At 73.6% G+C, this 16,590-nt stretch carries 15 protein-coding genes; 6 read left to right on the top strand and 9 right to left on the bottom strand.

The genetic code is table 11. The annotated features are described in order from the left end of the window. Positions 1 to 46 precede the first annotated feature (46 nt). Positions 47 to 562 carry an SRPBCC family protein gene (locus AC07B0_RS05600; RefSeq protein WP_469377505.1) on the top strand — a complete coding sequence of 172 codons (516 nt, stop codon included), beginning with the start codon at positions 47 to 49 and terminating at the stop codon, positions 560 to 562. Positions 563 to 586: 24 nt separating this feature from the next. Here the strand turns inward: AC07B0_RS05600 and AC07B0_RS05595 are convergent, their stop codons facing one another. Continuing rightward, positions 587 to 1,090 (bottom strand): FBP domain-containing protein, encoded by a 504-nt coding sequence (locus tag AC07B0_RS05595; protein WP_478865845.1) that lies wholly within the window; start codon positions 1,088 to 1,090, stop codon positions 587 to 589. A gap of 74 nt (positions 1,091 to 1,164) precedes the next feature. Continuing rightward, on the bottom strand, positions 1,165 to 2,307 hold the full coding sequence (gene cds1, locus AC07B0_RS05590; RefSeq protein ID WP_356870441.1) for an L-cysteine desulfhydrase Cds1: 1,143 nt from the start codon (positions 2,305 to 2,307) through the stop codon (positions 1,165 to 1,167). Positions 2,308 to 2,505: 198 nt separating this feature from the next. Here cds1 and AC07B0_RS05585 point away from each other — a divergent pair, with 198 nt between their 5' ends. Next, positions 2,506 to 3,021, top strand: a complete 516-nt coding sequence (locus AC07B0_RS05585; RefSeq protein WP_356870439.1) for an ATP-binding protein — start codon at positions 2,506 to 2,508, stop codon at positions 3,019 to 3,021. A gap of 124 nt (positions 3,022 to 3,145) precedes the next feature. On the opposite strand, the gene AC07B0_RS05580 is transcribed toward AC07B0_RS05585, so the two are convergent. Beyond that, a complete protein-coding gene (locus AC07B0_RS05580; RefSeq protein WP_478896885.1) occupies positions 3,146 to 4,498 on the bottom strand; it encodes an ROK family protein in 1,353 nt (450 codons plus the stop codon). A gap of 41 nt (positions 4,499 to 4,539) precedes the next feature. After that, positions 4,540 to 5,214, bottom strand: a complete 675-nt coding sequence (locus tag AC07B0_RS05575) for an alpha-ketoglutarate-dependent dioxygenase AlkB family protein (RefSeq protein ID WP_467293851.1) — start codon at positions 5,212 to 5,214, stop codon at positions 4,540 to 4,542. A gap of 35 nt (positions 5,215 to 5,249) precedes the next feature. Here AC07B0_RS05575 and AC07B0_RS05570 point away from each other — a divergent pair, with 35 nt between their 5' ends. Next, positions 5,250 to 5,993 (top strand): maleylpyruvate isomerase family mycothiol-dependent enzyme, encoded by a 744-nt coding sequence (locus AC07B0_RS05570; RefSeq protein ID WP_356870433.1) that lies wholly within the window; start codon positions 5,250 to 5,252, stop codon positions 5,991 to 5,993. Positions 5,994 to 6,081: 88 nt separating this feature from the next. Then, positions 6,082 to 6,348: a DUF6332 family protein gene (locus tag AC07B0_RS05565; protein WP_478865848.1), complete on the top strand. Its 267-nt coding sequence runs from the start codon at positions 6,082 to 6,084 to the stop codon at positions 6,346 to 6,348. Between the two features lie 88 nt (positions 6,349 to 6,436). Here AC07B0_RS05565 and AC07B0_RS05560 read toward each other — a convergent pair whose 3' ends face one another. Together AC07B0_RS05560 and AC07B0_RS05555 are read right to left on the bottom strand one after the other, a co-directional pair. Continuing rightward, on the bottom strand, positions 6,437 to 7,459 hold the full coding sequence (locus AC07B0_RS05560; RefSeq protein ID WP_478896882.1) for a spherulation-specific family 4 protein: 1,023 nt from the start codon (positions 7,457 to 7,459) through the stop codon (positions 6,437 to 6,439). A 239-nt stretch (positions 7,460 to 7,698) separates the two neighbouring features. Continuing rightward, a complete protein-coding gene (locus tag AC07B0_RS05555; protein WP_469377517.1) occupies positions 7,699 to 8,397 on the bottom strand; it encodes a TetR/AcrR family transcriptional regulator in 699 nt (232 codons plus the stop codon). Between the two features lie 149 nt (positions 8,398 to 8,546). Here AC07B0_RS05555 and AC07B0_RS05550 point away from each other — a divergent pair, with 149 nt between their 5' ends. Then, the gene (locus AC07B0_RS05550; RefSeq protein ID WP_478865850.1) at positions 8,547 to 9,023 is read left to right on the top strand and encodes a nitroreductase/quinone reductase family protein; all 477 of its coding nucleotides are present in this window, start codon (positions 8,547 to 8,549) and stop codon (positions 9,021 to 9,023) included. Positions 9,024 to 9,131: 108 nt separating this feature from the next. Here the strand turns inward: AC07B0_RS05550 and AC07B0_RS05545 are convergent, their stop codons facing one another. Both AC07B0_RS05545 and AC07B0_RS05540 read right to left on the bottom strand, forming a co-directional pair. Beyond that, on the bottom strand, positions 9,132 to 11,612 hold the full coding sequence (locus tag AC07B0_RS05545) for a dolichyl-phosphate beta-glucosyltransferase (RefSeq protein WP_478896879.1): 2,481 nt from the start codon (positions 11,610 to 11,612) through the stop codon (positions 9,132 to 9,134). Between the two features lie 423 nt (positions 11,613 to 12,035). Further along, the gene (locus AC07B0_RS05540) at positions 12,036 to 13,397 is read right to left on the bottom strand and encodes a geranylgeranyl reductase family protein (RefSeq protein WP_478896877.1); all 1,362 of its coding nucleotides are present in this window, start codon (positions 13,395 to 13,397) and stop codon (positions 12,036 to 12,038) included. Positions 13,398 to 13,557: 160 nt separating this feature from the next. Between AC07B0_RS05540 and AC07B0_RS05535 the strand changes: the two genes are divergently transcribed. After that, a complete protein-coding gene (locus tag AC07B0_RS05535; protein WP_469377525.1) occupies positions 13,558 to 14,922 on the top strand; it encodes a M20/M25/M40 family metallo-hydrolase in 1,365 nt (454 codons plus the stop codon). Positions 14,923 to 15,414: 492 nt separating this feature from the next. Here the strand turns inward: AC07B0_RS05535 and AC07B0_RS05530 are convergent, their stop codons facing one another. Continuing rightward, positions 15,415 to 16,452, bottom strand: coding sequence for an NUDIX hydrolase (locus tag AC07B0_RS05530; RefSeq protein WP_478896875.1), 1,038 nt, complete (start codon positions 16,450 to 16,452; stop codon positions 15,415 to 15,417). Between the last annotated feature and the right edge of the window lie 138 nt (positions 16,453 to 16,590).

Genomic DNA, 16,590 nt, shown 5'->3' with positions numbered 1-16,590 from the left:
TGACGCGGCACGTACCGACCGCGCCGCCACCTCAGGGGGTAACGCCATGGCCCGCCGACTCCGCCGACTTCGCCCCGTGGAACCGGACTTCGCCGAGAAGGCCCCGGTGCGCCTGGTCTTCACCGCCCGGGCCGCCGCCGCGCCGGAGGCCGTGTACCGGGCACTGGCGGAGGACGTGACGGGCTGGCCGCTGTGGTTCGGGGCGGTCACGCTGGCCCGGCCGACGCGGGGCGGCGCGGGCCGGGAGATCGGGCTGCGGGGCGGAGTCCGCTTCCAGGAGACGGTGATGACCACGGAGCCGGGGCGGCGCTACGCGTACCGGGTCGACGGGACGAACGCCCCCGGCGTGCGCGCCCTGCTGGAGGAATGGCGCCTCACCGCCGCCCCCGCGACGGCCGGCGCCCCCGCGGGCGGCACCCTGGTCCGCTGGACCTTCGCCGCCGACGGCCCGGCCGCCTTCCGCCTGGCCCTGACCGCCGCGCGCCCCGGCCTCGGCCGCTCCTTCCGTTCCGCGGTCCGCGCCCTGGACACCCGGCTCGCGGCCCACAGCCGGAACGGGTGAGGCCGCTGCCCGGGTGAGGTCGGGTCAGGCCGCGGTGATCCTGGCGGCGAAGGCGTCCAGGTTCGCCGCCATCCGGTCGAGGCGCTCCTCCAGGGTGAGGGACTCCTCGTACTGGCCGGTGCGCAGTTTGGGCTGCCGCTCGCCCCGTACGTACAGGGAGCAGGCGAGGTCCGCGCAGACGTAGACGCCGACCGTGTTGCCCTCCCGGCCGCGTACGCCCGCCAGGGGTGCCGCGAGGAGGGTGACGCCGGAGGAGGCGTGGCCCGTGAGGCAGATCTGGCAGAGGCTGGACTTGACCGCGCTGGTGCGGCCCACGGAGGGCACCCGCAGCGAGATGCCGAGCGGTCCCCCCTCGCGGGGCAGGACGAGGTGCGCCCTGAGGGGCGCACCCGGGTCCACCCATCCCAGGAAGTCCAGGCTCTCCCAGGGGAGTTCGGCGAAGTCGAGCGGCAGTCGCAGCCGGGTCGCCTCGCCCTTGGTGCAGTTCACGAAGGACGAACGGATCTGTTTTTCGCTGAGCGGTTCCACGGGCGTCGACTCTACGTGTCCGGCCTGGCCGCACGCATCCGCATTCCTGCTGGTCCGTGCGGCGCCGGCGGCCGTCAGGCGGTGGGCTCGCGCCACTCCCCCGTCGTCAGCAGGGTGTCGATCGTCTTCGCGTACGGGGTGATGTCGAGGCCCTGGGCCGCCAGCCAGTCGTCCGAGTAGTACTTGTCGAGGTAGCGGTCGCCCGGGTCGCAGAGGAGGGTCACGACGCTGCCCGTGCGGCCCTCGGCCACCATCTCCGAAATGATCTTCAGGGCGCTCCACAGGCCGGTGCCCGTGGAGCCGCCCGCCTTGCGCCCTATGGCCTGCTCCAGGGCCCGGCACGCGGCGACGCTCGCGGCGTCGGGGACCCTCATCATGCGGTCGATGGCGCCCGGTACGAAGCTCGGTTCCATGCGGGGCCGGCCGATCCCCTCGATGCGCGAGCCGCAGTCGCTGGTGGCGTGCGGGTCGTTGCGCGTCCAGCCGTCGAAGAAACAGGAGTTCTCCGGGTCGGGGACGCAGATGCGGGTGTCGTGCTGCATGTAGTGCACGTACCGCGCGATGGTCGCGGAGGTGCCGCCGGTGCCGGCGGTCGCCACGATCCAGGCCGGTTCCGGGTACCGCTCCAGGCGCAGTTGCTGGTACATGGACTCGGCGATGTTGTTGTTGCCGCGCCAGTCCGTCGCGCGTTCCGCGTAGGTGAACTGGTCCATGTAGTGGCCGCCGGTGCGGGCCGCGAGTTCGGCCGATTCCTCGTACATCTTCATCGAGTCGTCGACGAAGTGGCATTCCCCGCCGTGGAATTCGATGAGCCGGCACTTCTCCGGGCTGGTCGTGCGCGGCATCACGGCGATGAACGGGACGCCGATCAGCTTGGCGAAGTAGGCCTCGGAGACGGCGGTGGAGCCGCTGGAGGCCTCGATGACCGGTCTGCCGGGGCGGATCCAGCCGTTGCACAGGGCGTACAGGAAGAGGGAGCGGGCCAGGCGGTGCTTCAGGGAGCCCGTGGGGTGCGTGGACTCGTCCTTGAGGTAGAGGTCGATGCCCCAGGCCTCCGGGAGCGGGAAGCGCAGCAGGTGCGTATCCGCGGACCGGTTGGCGTCGGCCTGGACCTTGCGGACGGCCTCGTTGAGCCAGGCCCGGTATTCCGCGTCGCTGCGGTCGACGTCGACGGTCGTCATCACGGGCGTCGTACCGGTGGTACCGGTGGTGCTCATGCGCCTTGCTCCTTTGTCTGTTCCGCGGCCCCCCGCTTTCGAAATGTACCCCCCTCACCTGCGCAAACGATTACTTTGGGTTTCCATACCGATCGCTTTCGGTCGCATTCGGTTGCAGAACGCGGCACGTTAGGTGACGCTTGTGGTGTTTTACCGAGGGTGCAGCACCCGTAACTCACATCTCGGGGAGTCGCAGCCGTGATACGTCATTCCCGCAGGCACTGCGTCGTCGAACTGCAGGCCCTGCCCGCGCGGATCGGCCAGATCCGCCGCATCGTCACCGCGCAACTGCGCCACTGGCAGCTCGATCCGCTCATAGACCGGGCTGCGCTCGGCGTGACGGAGCTGCTCAGCAACGTGCACCGCCACGCGCAGCCGGACAAGGTCTGCTCGGTCGAGATCGAGCTCCGCCTCGGGCGGCTCACCGTCGCGGTCTACGACAGCGATCCGCGGCTGCCCGTCCTGCGGGAGGCCGGGACCCTGGAGACCTGCGGGCGGGGGCTGGCGCTCGTCGAGGCGGTCAGCGAAGCCTGGGGGGCCCGGCCCCAGCCGGACGGCGCCGGGAAGATGGTCTGGTTCTCGCTGCGGGCGGCCCCCGCTCCGGCGGCTCCGGCCGGTACGGTCCGCATCACCGCCGAGAGCGTACGGGAGCCCCTGCGCCCGGTGCTCGTCGCCGTGGACGCCGAGGCCGTCAGGACCGGCGTGCCGGTGTAGCCCCCGGTCGGCACCGGGCCCGGCCGGCCACCGCCCGCCGCAGCCCTCCGCACCCGCCGTACCCTCCGCACCCGACCGGCCAGACCGGCCCGCCCGGGCAGCGGACCGGAGGTCGCGCGCTGGGTCAGGCGGGGGTGCCGAGCGTGCCCAGCGGGTCGTCCAGTACCGGCTGCCAGGCCAGCTCCGCCGCCCCGACCAGGCTGTTGTGGTCCAGGGTGCACGGCAGGATCGGCACGCCCCCGCTGCGCCCCCACAGGCTGCGGTCCGCGACGACCGCGCGCAGCCGCTCGGGGTCGGCGTACAGCAGTTCCCGGTGCAGGCCGCCGAGGATGATCCGGTCCGGGTTCAGGATGTTCACCAGGCCCGCGAGCCCGAGTCCGAGCCGGTCGATCAGCTCCTCGGAGGCCGCCCGGACCCCCGGATCGGCGTACTCCGCGCGCAGCAGGTCGCGGGCCTGCTGGAGCAGCGACACCTCCGGGCCCGGCGTGCGGCCCGCCGCCGTGAGGAAGGCCAGCGGGTCCGCCTCCACGTCCAGGCAGCCCCGGCTGCCGCAGTGACAGGCCCGCCCCTCCGGGTTCACGGTCAGGTGGCCGACCTCCAGGGCCAGACCGGCGCTGCCGCTGTGCAGCCGGCCGTCGAGGACCAGCGCCCCGCCGACGCCCCGGTGCCCGGTGGCCACGCACAGCAGGTGCTGCGCGCTGCGCCCGGCGCCGTGCCGGTGCTCGGCGAGGGCGGCGAGGTTGACGTCGTTCCCGGTCAGGGCCGGACCGTCGATCCCGGCCGCCTTCACGCACTCCGCGAAGATCGCGCGTACGGGAGAACCGGCCGGCCAGGCCAGGTGCAGCGGATTGAGCGCCGTACCGTCGGGTTCCGCGACCGCCGAGGGCACGGCGAGGCCCGCGCCGATGCAGCGCCGCCCGGACTCGGCGAGCAGCGCCGCGCCCGCCTCGACGACCGCGCCGAGCACCTGCGCCGGGTCGGCGGAGACGGTGACCTTGCCGGGTGCGGTGGCCACGATGCGCCCGCCGAGGCCCACCAGTGCGGCCCGGAACCCGTCCGGGTGCACCTGCGCCGCCAGCGCCACGGGGCCGTTCTCCTCGACCGCCAGCCGGTGCGAGGGGCGGCCCTGGGCGCCGCCGGCCCCGCCGGGGCGGGAGTCGACCCGGATCAGGCCGAGCGCTTCCAGTTCGGCGGCGACGGCACCGGCGGTGGCGCGGGTGACCCCGAGCTCGGCCGTCAGGACCGCGCGGGTGGGGGCCCGGCCGGTGTGGACGAGTTCGAGGGCCGGGCCGAGCGCGCCGCGGCCCCGCTCCAGCTTGGTCCTCGCCGAAGCGGCTGAAGCGGCCGAAGCGGCCGAAGCCGTCGGACCAGCGGTACCCGCCGACCCCTCCGAATCCGCGGTACCCGCGGTACCCGCCGTCCCCGTGGACACCGTGGTCACGTCCCCCACCCGCGGCGGGGCCCCGTTGCCGTTCATGACATGGATCCTCGCATGATCGGGAGGTACCGGACGCCCTCCTACGGCCCCAGGCCGCCGACCCGCAGTGTGATGTTGAGCCGCCCGTCGAGGCCGAGGCCGGGCGGTGCGGTGCCGGGCAGGACCTTCGGCACCCCGTGATGGGCCAGACGGCTCGGGCCGCCGAAGACGAACAGGTCCCCGCTGCGCAGCGGAACGTCCCGGAACGGACGTCCGCGCGAGTGGGTGTTGCCGAAGCGGAAGAGACAGGTGTCACCGAGGCTGAGCGAGACGACCGGCGCCGGTGACCTCTCCTCGGCGTCGCGGTGCATGCCCATGCGGGAGTCGCCGCCGTAGAAGTTGATCAGCGCGATGTCGTACTCCTCCACCTGCTCCGGGGACGTCCCGTACGCGTCGGCGACCGCCCGGCGCCCGAGTTCGGACAGCCGGCGGGGCATCGGCTTGACCGGCGCCCCGTCACCGTCGACGGCGGTGCTCGCGTAGCCGTACGGGTACCAGTGCCACCCCAGGCACACCTGCCGGGCGCTCATCGTCCCGCCGCCGGGGGTGCGTACGGTCCGCAGGCCGGCGGGCGGACGCGCCCACGCCCGGCAGGCGGCGAGCAGCTCCCGCTGGTCCTGCGGGCCGAGCCAGTCGGGCAGGTGGACGGCTCCCGGGGCGATCTCGGCGCGTTCGCGCGGGAAGAGTTCCTCCGGCGCGAAGAGTTCTTCTCCCATCCCTCCATGGTGGCCCTGCTGGCAGACTCCTGGGCATGAAGATCACCGAATACGTGGAGACGCTGGTCCGGGAGGGCGAGCTGCTCGCCGAGACGGCCGGGCGGACGGGTACCGACGCCGCGGTGCCGACCTGTCCCCAGTGGCGGGTCGCGGACCTGCTGCGGCACACCGGGTCCGTGCACCGCTGGGCCGCCGGGTTCGTCGGGGAGCCCCGGGTGGACCCGACGCCGCTGCCGGACGCGCCGGAGCTGGCCGGGGCGGAGCTGCTCTCCTGGTTCCGGGAAGGGCACGAGGCGCTGGTCCGCACCCTGACCGGGGCTCCGGACGACGTGGTGTGCTGGACGTTCCTGCCGACGGCTCCGCCGTCGCCGCTGGCGTTCTGGGCGCGGCGTCAGGCCCACGAGACGACCGTGCACCGCTTCGACGCGGAGTCCGCGCAGGGGACGGAGTTCTCCCCGGTGACACCGGAGTTCGCGGAGGACGGGGTGGACGAACTGCTCACCGGCTTCCACGCCCGGCCCCGCAGCCGGGTCCGGACCGAGGAGCCCCGGGTGCTGCGCGTCCGGGCGGCGGACACGGGCGCGGTGTGGACGGTCCACCTGTCGCGGGAGCCGGCCCGCGCGGTGCCGGGCGACACCGGGGACCGGGCGGACTGCGAGGTGACCGGTGAGGCGGCCTGGCTGTACGCGGCCCTGTGGAACCGGCTCCCCCTGGCCGGGCCGCAGGTGAGCGGCGACGACTCGCTGGCCCGGCTGTGGAGCGGCACGTCCGGGATCTGAGGGGAGGCCGGCCGGCGACGACCGTCCCCCGCGGCGACACCGGTCCGGCCCTCTTGTGACCCGCGGTGCACGCTGTGACACTGCCCGCATGGAGCGACGTACACAGGCGGAGCGGGACGCGGTCACCGTCGAGATCGGCTACGCCTTCGTCAGCGGTTGCTTCGCCGCCGTGCTGGTGTTCGGGGCGGTCTACGGCGCGGCACCGGCTCTGGACCTCTCTCCGGCCGCGCACCGGACACTGGCGGTGGCGGGCGGCGGGCTGGCCGCCGTGGCGTTCCTGCTGCGCGTCACGCACGTGCTGTGGCGCTTCGGCCGTCGGCCGCGGGAGGACGGGCCGGACCTGTCGGAAGGCTGAACCGGGGGGGGCTGAACCGGCGGGCTGGACCGCGGGGGCCGTACGGGTCAGGCGGCGCGGGACCGGGGGCGCCCGGGCCGGGTGCGCGTCAGCCGAGGGTGGCGGCGTGTTCGGTCTGGCTGCGGTAGCGCCAGGTGGGGCCGGTGTTCCAGGGGTTGGGCATGACCGTGTTCGTCGCGTAGGCGTAGCCGGCGCCCCGCTCGAAGGCCGTGCGCAGGGTGTCCCGCATCGTCGCCTCGTCCGGGACGTCGTGCACGAGGTGCCAGAACGCGGTGCCGCTCGGGTCGAATTCGGAGCCCGCCCGGTAGCCGGTGCGCGCGTTGAACACGTTGCCGCCGAGCCAGCCGCCCGAGAGGTACTCCGCGTACGTGTCCTCGTAGGTCACGAAGGTGTCGGCGGTGCGGTGCCCGGGCTCCAGGTAGCAGTCGGCGATGGCCGTGCCCGGGTTGTTGACGACCAGGTCGGGGACGTCCGGGTCGACGGTGTCCATCACCTCCTGGACGTAGCGGCGCAGCTCGGCGTAGTGGTCGCGGGTCGCGTTGTCCGGGCCGCAGTCCCGGCTGACGACGTCGAAGAAGATGCCGTCGACGTGGAGGCGGCCGTCGCCGCCGTCGGCGGGTCTGAGGTAGTTGTCGACGGAGGCCTTGACGGCGGCGATGTCGCGGTTGCCGTGGTCGGTGTGGACGTAGCCGAGGACCTTGGTGCGTTCGCCCGTGGCGGTGGTGCCGGCGCGCAGGGCGTCCGCCCGGGCCCGCCAGGCCGCGTCGAAGGGGGAGTCTCCGTTGCCGGGATTGAGGACGACGACGGAGGCGGCCGGGCCGGTGGCGGTGAGGTCGGCGAGCATCGGGGCGTCGGCCCAGACGTAGGCGGGGACGGCGATGTCCAGGCCGCGGACGCCGGGCATCCGGGGGGTGGGGGTGATCGTGGGGGCCGGTATCGCGCTCGGCGGCGGCGAGGAGGGGGCCCGCCCGTCGGGCGGCGCGGTTCCCGCCGGGCGCCGGGCGGCCGCGTGCGTCCCGTCGGCCGCGGCCTTCACCACGGCCGCCGCGGCGGCGAGCAACACGGCCAGCAGGACGGCGTACAAGGCCGTCACGGAGCGGGCGGGGGCCATGGATGTTCCTCCGGCTGCGGGGGCGCGACCCGACGAACACTAGGCGCGCGGCAACTCGGTGAAAGGCGAACCACCCACTTTGGTGTGAGGAACAGAAAAGCGATCTGTCACCTCATCATGTGAACCACCGTCAGATTCCAGCCAAGCCAGGGTCCGCCCGGTCCGCGCCAGGGGGCCGGACCGGAGCCGGACCGGGAGCCGGACCGGGGACCCGCGCCGCGGATCCGGGGCCGCCGGGTTCACGCGGCCGGCAGGCCGACTCCGTGTGCGAGCTGCCCGGCGGCGTGGGCGAAGAAGGCGGCCCGCTCCTCGACGACCCGCTCGAACTGGCCGAACAGCTCGCAGGAGACCAGCCCGACGAGCTGCGCCCAGGCGGCGACGAGGGCGGCCGTCACCTCGGGCGGCAGCCCTTCGGCGAAGTCCGCCGCCATCCGGCCGGCTTCGGGGCGCAGGGCGGCGGGCAGCGGGGGCAGGGCCAGGCCGCGGCCCTCGTAGGCGGAGCGGAGGATGCCGATGAGGGTGTTGGCGACGCGGGAGGCGGGGCCCACGGTGTCGAGGGGGGCGCTGTAGCCGGGGACCGGGGAACCGTAGACGAGGGCGTACTCGTGCGGGTGCGCGAGCGCCCAGCCGCGCACGGCCTCGCAGACGGCGATCCAGCGGGCGCGGGGGCCGGCACCGGCGGCGAGGGCGGCCCGTTCGGCCTCCTCGGCGGCGGCGCCCAGGCTGTCGTAGGCGTCGATGATCAGCGCGGTGAGCAGCTCGTCGCGGCTGGGGAAGTAGCGGTAGAGGGCGGACGAGACCATGCCGAGCTCGCGGGCGACGGCGCGCAGCGACAGTTTGGCGGCTCCTTCGGCCGCGAGCCTGCGGCGCGCCTCGTCCTTGATGGCGGCGGTGACCTCGACGCGGGCCCGCTCCCTGGCCCCTCGCACGGTGCTCATGCGGATCAGTGTGCCATGCGGGTGGAGCAGTGCACGAAAATCGGAGCATCGCTCTTTTCGGAGAGCACTGCTCTTGCTTCGGCGCACCGATCCGCGCACACTGGTCTCAAGCGAGAGCACCGCTCTCTCACAGGTCCCGGAGGCCCGCCGTGAACGCGCCCACCCCGTACTACGTCCAGGCCGGCCCGTTCGGTGTCCGCTTCAACGCGCTCTTCGGGAAGCTCGCCCGCCTCGGCATCAGCCTCGCCGGAACGGCCGAACTGTCGGTCCGCGGCCGCACGTCCGGCGCGATGCAGCGGATCCCGGTCAACCCCCACCGCCACGAAGGCGCGCAGTACCTGGTCTCCGCCCGGGGCCACTCCCAGTGGGTCCGCAACATGCGCGTCGCGGGCGGCGGTCAACTCCGCGTCGGCCGCACGGTGCGCGCCTTCACGGCCACGGAGCTCACCGACCCCGCGGAGAAGGCGGCCGTGCTGCGCACGTACCTGGCGAAGTGGGGCTGGGAGGTCAACCGCTTCTTCCAGGGCGTCACCGCCAAGTCCTCGGACGCGGAACTGCGGGCCGCCGCGGCCGACCACCCCGTCTTCCGCATCACGGTCACGGACCAGGGGGCGCCCGCGAAGTAGCGCCGTACGCCCGGAGGGCGTGGCGGGACTTCGCGGACGCCCCCTGGGAGCGCCGCCGCGGGAGGTGTTCCCCCGCGGCCGGGCGGGCTGCTCGCTGCTGCGGGCGGGTTACTCGGGGCCGACCTGCCAGATGAGGCAGTCGGCGACCCTCTTGGGCTCCTTGCCGAGGAGGGCGGTGATGGTGCCGCTCAGTTCGGGGGTGCGCTCGGCCTTCTCGGGGAGGACCACCAGCCCGGCCTTCCATGCGGCGAGGTCCTGGCGGGCCTCGTCGCGCATCTCGGGGGTGACGGCCGGCGGGGGGACGGCGCCCCAGCGCATGTCGCGGAGCAGGGTGGACAGCATGCGCGGCTTGGCGCCGTAGATCCCCACCCGGTCGGGGCCGTCCGGGCCGTTGAAGTAGCCGCCGGCGAGCTTGAAGCCGAATCCGGTGTTGCTCTGCCAGCGGAGGGCCGCGGCGTAGCGGGGGTCGGGCAGCGGCACCGGGACGAGGGAACGGCCGTCCTTCAGGTGGTCCTTGTAGAGGCCCTGGGTGATGAAGGCGGGTACGGGTTCGCGGGACTCGGTGACCAGGGGCAGCGGCAGGACGGGGATGAGCGCGGCCGCGGCCGCCATGTAGCCCACGACGCGGTGCTCGCGGGCCCGGAAGCCCGCGGCCCGGTCCAGTGCCAGCGCGAGCAGCATGCCGAAGACGGGCGCGCAGACCATCGCGACCCGGCTCTCGATGACCGACTCCAGCAGCGGCAGGTGGCGCAGGAGGATCCACGGGCCGGGGATCGTGAAGCCGAACTTGTCGATCTCCACGTGGGGGCCGAGGGAGAGCACGGCCATGACGAGGGCGGTGATGCCCAGGGCGCGGACGAGGGGGCGCCGCCACATCCACAGCGTGATGCCGGCGGCCAGGGTCAGCAGCGGCCAGCCGTAGAAGGCGTTCTGCTCGGTGGTGTTCAGCGACAGCCTGCCGGCGGTTTCCGCGTTGCCGAACAGGGAGCGGGCCGAGTACTCGGTCAGCGCGCGCAGCGGATTGCCGGCGCCGTTCTCACCGTGCAGCACCGAGTGGTAGCTCTGCGGTCCGAAGAACTGCCAGTAGAGGGGGAAGGCAACCAGGGGGACGGACACGGCCATGGCGATGCCCAGGCCCTTGGCGAGCGGCTTGACCGCTTTGCGGGCCGTCTCGCGGTCGTAGAGCCCATGCGCGACGGCGAAGACCATCATGCCCATGGCTGCCAGCAGGAAGGGTTCCTCACCGAGGAAGACCTGGTAGGCGGAGAACAGGCCCAGCAGCAGACCGTCGCGGACGACGTTCCTGCCCTCGCACAGGCGCAGCGCCCGGTCGATGATGACCGGGATCATGAAGAGCACGACGAAGTTCGGGTGCGCGTTGGCGTGCGAGATCATCGGCGGCGCGAACGCGGCCAGGGCGCCGCCCGCGGCGGCCGCCCAGCGGCTGTCCGTCAGCCGGCGGTGGATCAGCCGGTACCAGGCCCAGGCCGTCACCGCGATCCCGAGGGTGAACACCAGCGCGAGGGTGAACGTCGGCCCGAACAGGAGCGTGACGGGGGTCAGCGGCACGGACAGCCCGAGCATGACCGTGTTGCCCATCAGGTTCACGCCGTCGGGCATGTTCTGGAAATCGGTGAACAGCGGGTTGCGCAGGTGGGAAATGTTGTCGGCGGTGATGCCGAAGAACCACTCCCACTGGTTCTGGTCCTGGAGCGAGTGCGCCAGGATCGCGCCGTCCAGGTCGCCCCACAGCCCCTTGTACAGGTAGAGCGAGGCCAGTACGTACAGGGCGGCGACGGCTATGCCGCCGGCGTTGAGGCGCATCAGCTCGCCGAGCGTGCGGAAGTAGTCCAGGAGCTGGACCTTCGAGCCGTCCTGGTGCGCCCAGCGCACGGGAACCTCGGCCACGGGCCACCCCTTGCGCCGGTAGTACTGGAGGATCTCCACGTCGATGGCCCAGCCGTCGAGCCGGGCGGCACCGAACGCGGCGCGCGCCTGATCGCCGTCGAACAGCTTGAACCCGCACTGCGTGTCCCGGATCCCGCGGACGGCCACCATGCGTATGACGCGGTTGCCCACCCACCCCAAGACCTCGCGCAGCACGCTCTGCTGCCGCTCGATCGCCGAGTCGCGGTGTGCGCGGGAGCCGATGGCGGCGCCGGCGCCCCGGTCGTCGGCCAGCGCCCGCTCCAGCTTGGCGAGTTCCTCGATGGGAGTGGCCAGGTCGGCGTCCATGATCAGTACGCGTCGGCCCAGGGAAGCGGCGACGCCGAGGCGCAGGGCGCTTCCCTTGCCGCGGTTCTGCTCGGACTGCACGAGCCGGATCCTGGGCTCGTCCTCGCCCGCCTCCAGGGCGATCGCGGCGGTCCTGTCGGGCGAGCCGTCGTCGACGACGAGCACCTCCCAGTCACCGGAGCCGCCGCCCACGTGCGCGTCGAGGTACTTCCGGACGACTTCCAGGGTCGGGGCGAGCCGGTCCTCCTCCCGATAGGCCGGAATGACCACGGACAGGCCGACGGACCCGGGCCCCCGGTCCGTGGGTCTGGTCGCGGTGGTGACACCACGGGCCCCGAGCGTGCCGTTCTGCATGTTCAAGCCATTCCTTCAGTTGTCCCGCCCCTGTCACCCGTCACGCCGCGACCTGGCGCTCAGCCGTACGTCCCCACGCATGTGGTGCGACGAAGACACGGCAGGGAGAGGCTCCGATCGATTCGCGCGGAAATACCTCGGTCAAGGAATTCCGGAATCGAGGACCGCCGACCGGCGGCAGCGGACGCGCTCGGAACCGACTGGTCTGAGACAAAGCCTTTCGTAGGGCTGCCACGCCTACCCCCGTGTCGCAATACACCCCTCCCCCTCGGAGCGATGCCAGATGCCCACGTATTTCGGCGTGACGAGGTGGGCAGCCCGGACCAATATAGATCAACCCCGAAAAGGGCCGCCCACCGGTGGGCGGCACGGGCCCCGCCCCGCCTGCGGAAAGGGCGGGGCAGGGCGGGGCGGGCCGGAGGGTCAGCCGCGGCCGTTGCGCGCCTGGCGGGCGTCCAGCAGGTGCAGGGCCTTGCCCGCCAGCGGGTACGTACGCACCAGGTCGGCCAGCGTCGTCGAGCCGCGGGTGATGCGGGCGAAGGCGAGCCACGCGGGCCGCAGGCCGGTGATCGCCGCGTGCAGGACGCCCGGCCGCGCCTCGAACACGGTCAGCATGCGCTTGCCGACGCCCATTTCCACGCCCAGCCCGGCCTTGACCGCGAAGGCGTAGTTCAGCGCCTGGCGCCGCGCGTCCACCGCGTCCTGCGCCTCGGAGATCTTGACGGCCCACTCCCCCGCGAGCCGGCCGGAGCGCAGGGCGAAGGAGATGCCCTCCCGGGTCCACGGCTCCAGCAGCCCGGCGGCGTCGCCCGCCACCAGGACCCGGCCGCGCGACAGCGGCGAGTCGGGCTTGCGGCAGCGCGTCAGGTGCCCGGAGGAGATCGCCGGCTCGAAGCCCGCCAGCCCCAGCCGGGCGATGAAGTCGTCCAGGTACCGCTTGGTGGCGGCGCCCTCACCCTTCGCCGAGATCACACCGACGGTGAGGGTGTCGCCCTTGGGGAAGACCCAGCCGTAACTGCCGGGCAGCGGACCCCAGTCGATGAGGACCCGGCCCTTCCAGTCCTCGGCCACCGTCTCCGGCACCGGGATCTCCGCCTCCAGGCCGAGGTCGACCTGGTCCATCTCCACCCCTACGTGCGCCCCGATGCGGCTGGCGCTGCCGTCGGCGCCGACCACGGCCCGGGCCAGCACGGTCTCCCCGTCCGCGAGGACCACGGCGACGGTGCGCCGGTCGGGAACCGCCGCGCCGTGCTGCTCGACCCGGGTCACCGCCGTCCCCGTGCGGACGGTCGCGCCGGCCTTCTCGGCCTCCGCGACCAGGGCCGCGTCGAACTCGGGCCGGTTGATGAGCCCGAAGAGCATGCCCTTCGAGCGGCGGGTCCGCGTCAGCTTCCCGTTCATCGAGAAGGTGACCGCGTGGATGCGGTCCTTGAACGGCAGCACGAAGCCCGGGGGCAGGGCGTCGCGCGAGGGGCCGATGATGCCGCCGCCGCAGGTCTTGTACCGGGGGAGTTCGGCCTTCTCCAGCAGCAGGACGCGCCGGCCCGCGGTCGCCGCGGCGTGGGCCGCCGAGGCCCCGGCCGGACCGGCGCCGACCACGACCACGTCCCACACCTCGCCCGTGCCGTCGTCCGCGGCCCTCGCCGCCCCGTCGGCCGGCTCGTGGTCCGGCCCACCGGCCGGCTCGTCGAGCGGCCCGTCGGCCGGCTCCCGCGCCGTCCCTTCGTCCGCCCCCTGAGCGGCCTGCCCTGCGCTTGCGCCGTGTACGTCGTCGTCGCTGCTCACGATGTGCTGCTGCTCCTGATCACGCGATTGCTCGGATGCCGTGGAAATCCTACGGCGAGAGTCCGCCCGCCCCTCTGTGCGAGGATCGGAACTGTATTTCGCCTTGCTTTCGCCGTAACCCGGCACCTTTCACAACGTCGCACCCACGAGGAGCGTGCCCATGACCCAGAATCCGATCGCCGAGACCATCGCCTCGCTGATGCCCCGCGCCAAGGCGGAGCTGACCGAGCTGGTGGCGTTCCAGTCGGTGGCGGACTGGGCCCAGTTCCCGAAGAGCGAGAGCGAGGCCGCCGCGAACTGGGTGGCCGACGCCCTGCGCGTCGAGGGCTTCCAGGACGTGGCGCTCCTCGACACCCCCGACGGCACCCAGTCGGTGTACGGGTTCCTGCCCGGCCCCGAGGGCGCCCCGACCGTCTTGCTCTACGCGCACTACGACGTGCAGCCGCCGCTGGACGACGCCGCCTGGATCTCCCCCGCCTTCGAGCTCACCGAGCGGAACGGCCGCTGGTACGGGCGCGGCGCCGCCGACTGCAAGGGCGGGTTCATCATGCACCTGCTGGCGCTGCGCGCCCTGAAGGCGAACGGCGGCGTGCCGGTCTCCGTCAAGGTCATCGTCGAGGGCTCCGAGGAGCAGGGCACCGGCGGCCTCCAGCAGTACGCCGAGGCGAACCCGGAGCTGCTGGCCGCCGACACGATCGTGATCGGCGACGCGGGCAACTTCCGTACGGGCCTGCCGACGGTGACCGCCACGCTGCGCGGGATGACCCTCCTCAAGGTGAAGATCGACACCCTGGGCGGGAACCTGCACTCCGGCATGTTCGGCGGGGTCGCCCCCGACGCACTGGCCGCGCTGATCCACACCCTGGCCTCGCTGCGCGCGGCGGACGGCTCGACGACCGTGGACGGCCTCGACTCCGACGCGGTGTGGGAGGGCCTGCAGTACCCGGAGGACGAGTTCCGCGCCGACGCGAAGGTGCTGGACGGGGTCGGGCTGATCGGTGAGGGCACGATCGCGGACCGTCTGTGGGCCCGGCCGGCCGTCACCGTGCTCGGCATCGACTGCCCGCCGGTGATCGGCGCGACCCCCTCGGTGCACGCGAGCGCGGGCGCGCTGATCAGCCTGCGCGTGCCGCCGGGCGTGGACACGACCCGGGCCATCAAGCTGCTGGAGGCGCACCTGGTGGCGCACACTCCGTGGGGCGCCCGCCTCGGCATCGAGGTCGTGGGCCAGGGCCAGCCCTTCCAGGCCGACACGAGCAGCCCGGCCTACGCGTCGATGGCGGCGGCCATGCGGGTGGCGTACCCGGGCCAGGAGATGCAGGTCAGCGGCATGGGCGGGTCCATTCCGCTGTGCAACACGCTGACGTCCCTGTACCCGGCGGCGGAGATGCTCCTGATCGGCCTGAGCGAGCCGGAGGCCCAGATCCACGCGGTGAACGAGAGCGTCTCGCCGGAGGAGCTGGAGCGCCTGTCGGTGGCGGAGGCACTCTTCCTGGTGAACTACGCCGAGTCCAAGCGCGGCTGACGCGGCGCGAGCGGCAACACCCGTCCGCCCGGGGCGGAGTGCGCCCCGGTGTACTCCGCCCCGGGCGGAGGCACGTGCCGGGGCGCGGCCGGGTGCCCGGTCCGCGTGCCGGGTCCGCGTGCCGGGGTCCGCGTGCCCGGGTCCGGGGCGCGGATCCCGTCGGAGTGTTCCCGGACCGGCTCCGCATGCGCGACCGCGTCGGCGCCGCCGGCGAACTCGCCGCCCGCTGGGGCGCGCTGGTGCCGGCGTACCGGCCGGACGCCCCGGTCGTCCGCGGCGATCGGCCCGTCCCGGACCCGGTGCTGCCGGACCGGAAAACCGCCGCTCTGCGCACACGGCTGACCGTCCACGAGGCCCCGCCGGCCCCGGTCGACCGAGAGCCGGAGGACGGCGGGGTGCCGCCCTCCGGCGGCGGGGCGGTGGCGGGTCCGCTCCCCCGGTCACGCCGCAGGCCGGCACCCACCGCGTCGCGGGCTCACCGCGTCGCAGGGCTCACGGCGTCGGGCGGCCCGCCTCCAGGTACAGGGGGCGGGCGCGTTCACGGGCCCGCAGGGCCCAGCGCAGGCGTTCGTAGCGCTGCGGCGGCAGCAGCCCGGCGGCCTCCGGTTCGGTGACGAAGCGCCAGGCCCGCAGTTCGGGGCCGGGCAGGCGCAGCGCGCCGATCTGCGGCGGGGTCAGCGGCCCGCCGTCGAAGAGGAGCCGCAGTCCCCCGTACGCGGGACGCAGCGGCGGTTCCCAGTCGACGACGAGCAGCGGCGGGGCGTGGTCCAGTTCCAGGCCCAGTTCCTCCGCCACCTCCCGTACGCCCGCGCAGCCGGGTGCCTCTCCGGGCTCGACGACGCCGCCCGGGAACTCCCAGCCCGCCTTGTACGTCGGGTCGACGAGGAGGACCCGGTCCTGGTCGTCGAAGAGCAGGACGCCCGCCGCCACGGTCTCGCGCGTCGGCTCCGGGGTCTGCACGATGTCGCAGATCCCGGCCGCGTCCGTCCGTACGGCCTCGGCGATCCGCCCGGCCGTCTCCCGTGCGGTCAGCCGCCCGTTGTCGATGACGTGGGCGTCGGCCGTCAGCCAGCCCAGTGCCTCCCGGTAGGCGGGGACGTGGTCGTGCGCCCGCTGCCGGTCCCGTACGTCCGCGAGGCCGGGGCCGCCCGGCCCCCGGCGGGCCGCGACGCGCTCGCGCAGGATCGTTTCCGCCGGGGCGAGCAGCACGTGCCGTACGGGGATCCGGCGGGCCGCGAGGGCTCCGAAGATCTCGTCGCGGTACTCCTGGCGCAGCAGGGTCATCGGCACCACCAGCACCCCGCCGAGCTCCGCCAGCATCGCGGCCGCGGTGTCGACGACCAGGCGCCGCCAGCTCGGCAGGTCCTGGTAGTCGCTCACCTCCGCGAGGCGTTCGGGCGGCAGGAGCCGGCGCAGTGCGTCACCGATGAGCTCCGGGTCGAACAGGGTGCTGTCCGGCAGCAGTCCGGCCAGTTCGCGGGCCGTGCTGGTCTTCCCGGCACCGAACGCGCCGTTGATCCAGACAATCACGTCTACCCCTCTCCCAATGGCTCGCCTCCGCAGCCCCCAGTGGCTTGCCCGCCCCACCCTGCCACGGAAACCCGCTCCTCGGCGGAGTGCTTATCCTCAAGGTCAGAGCCCTGTCCGAGCCGCCCCGCCTCCGGAGGT

Source organism: Streptomyces sp. NPDC044704, assembly GCF_056433525.1.
This window is presented reverse-complemented; position numbering and strand designations above follow the sequence as displayed.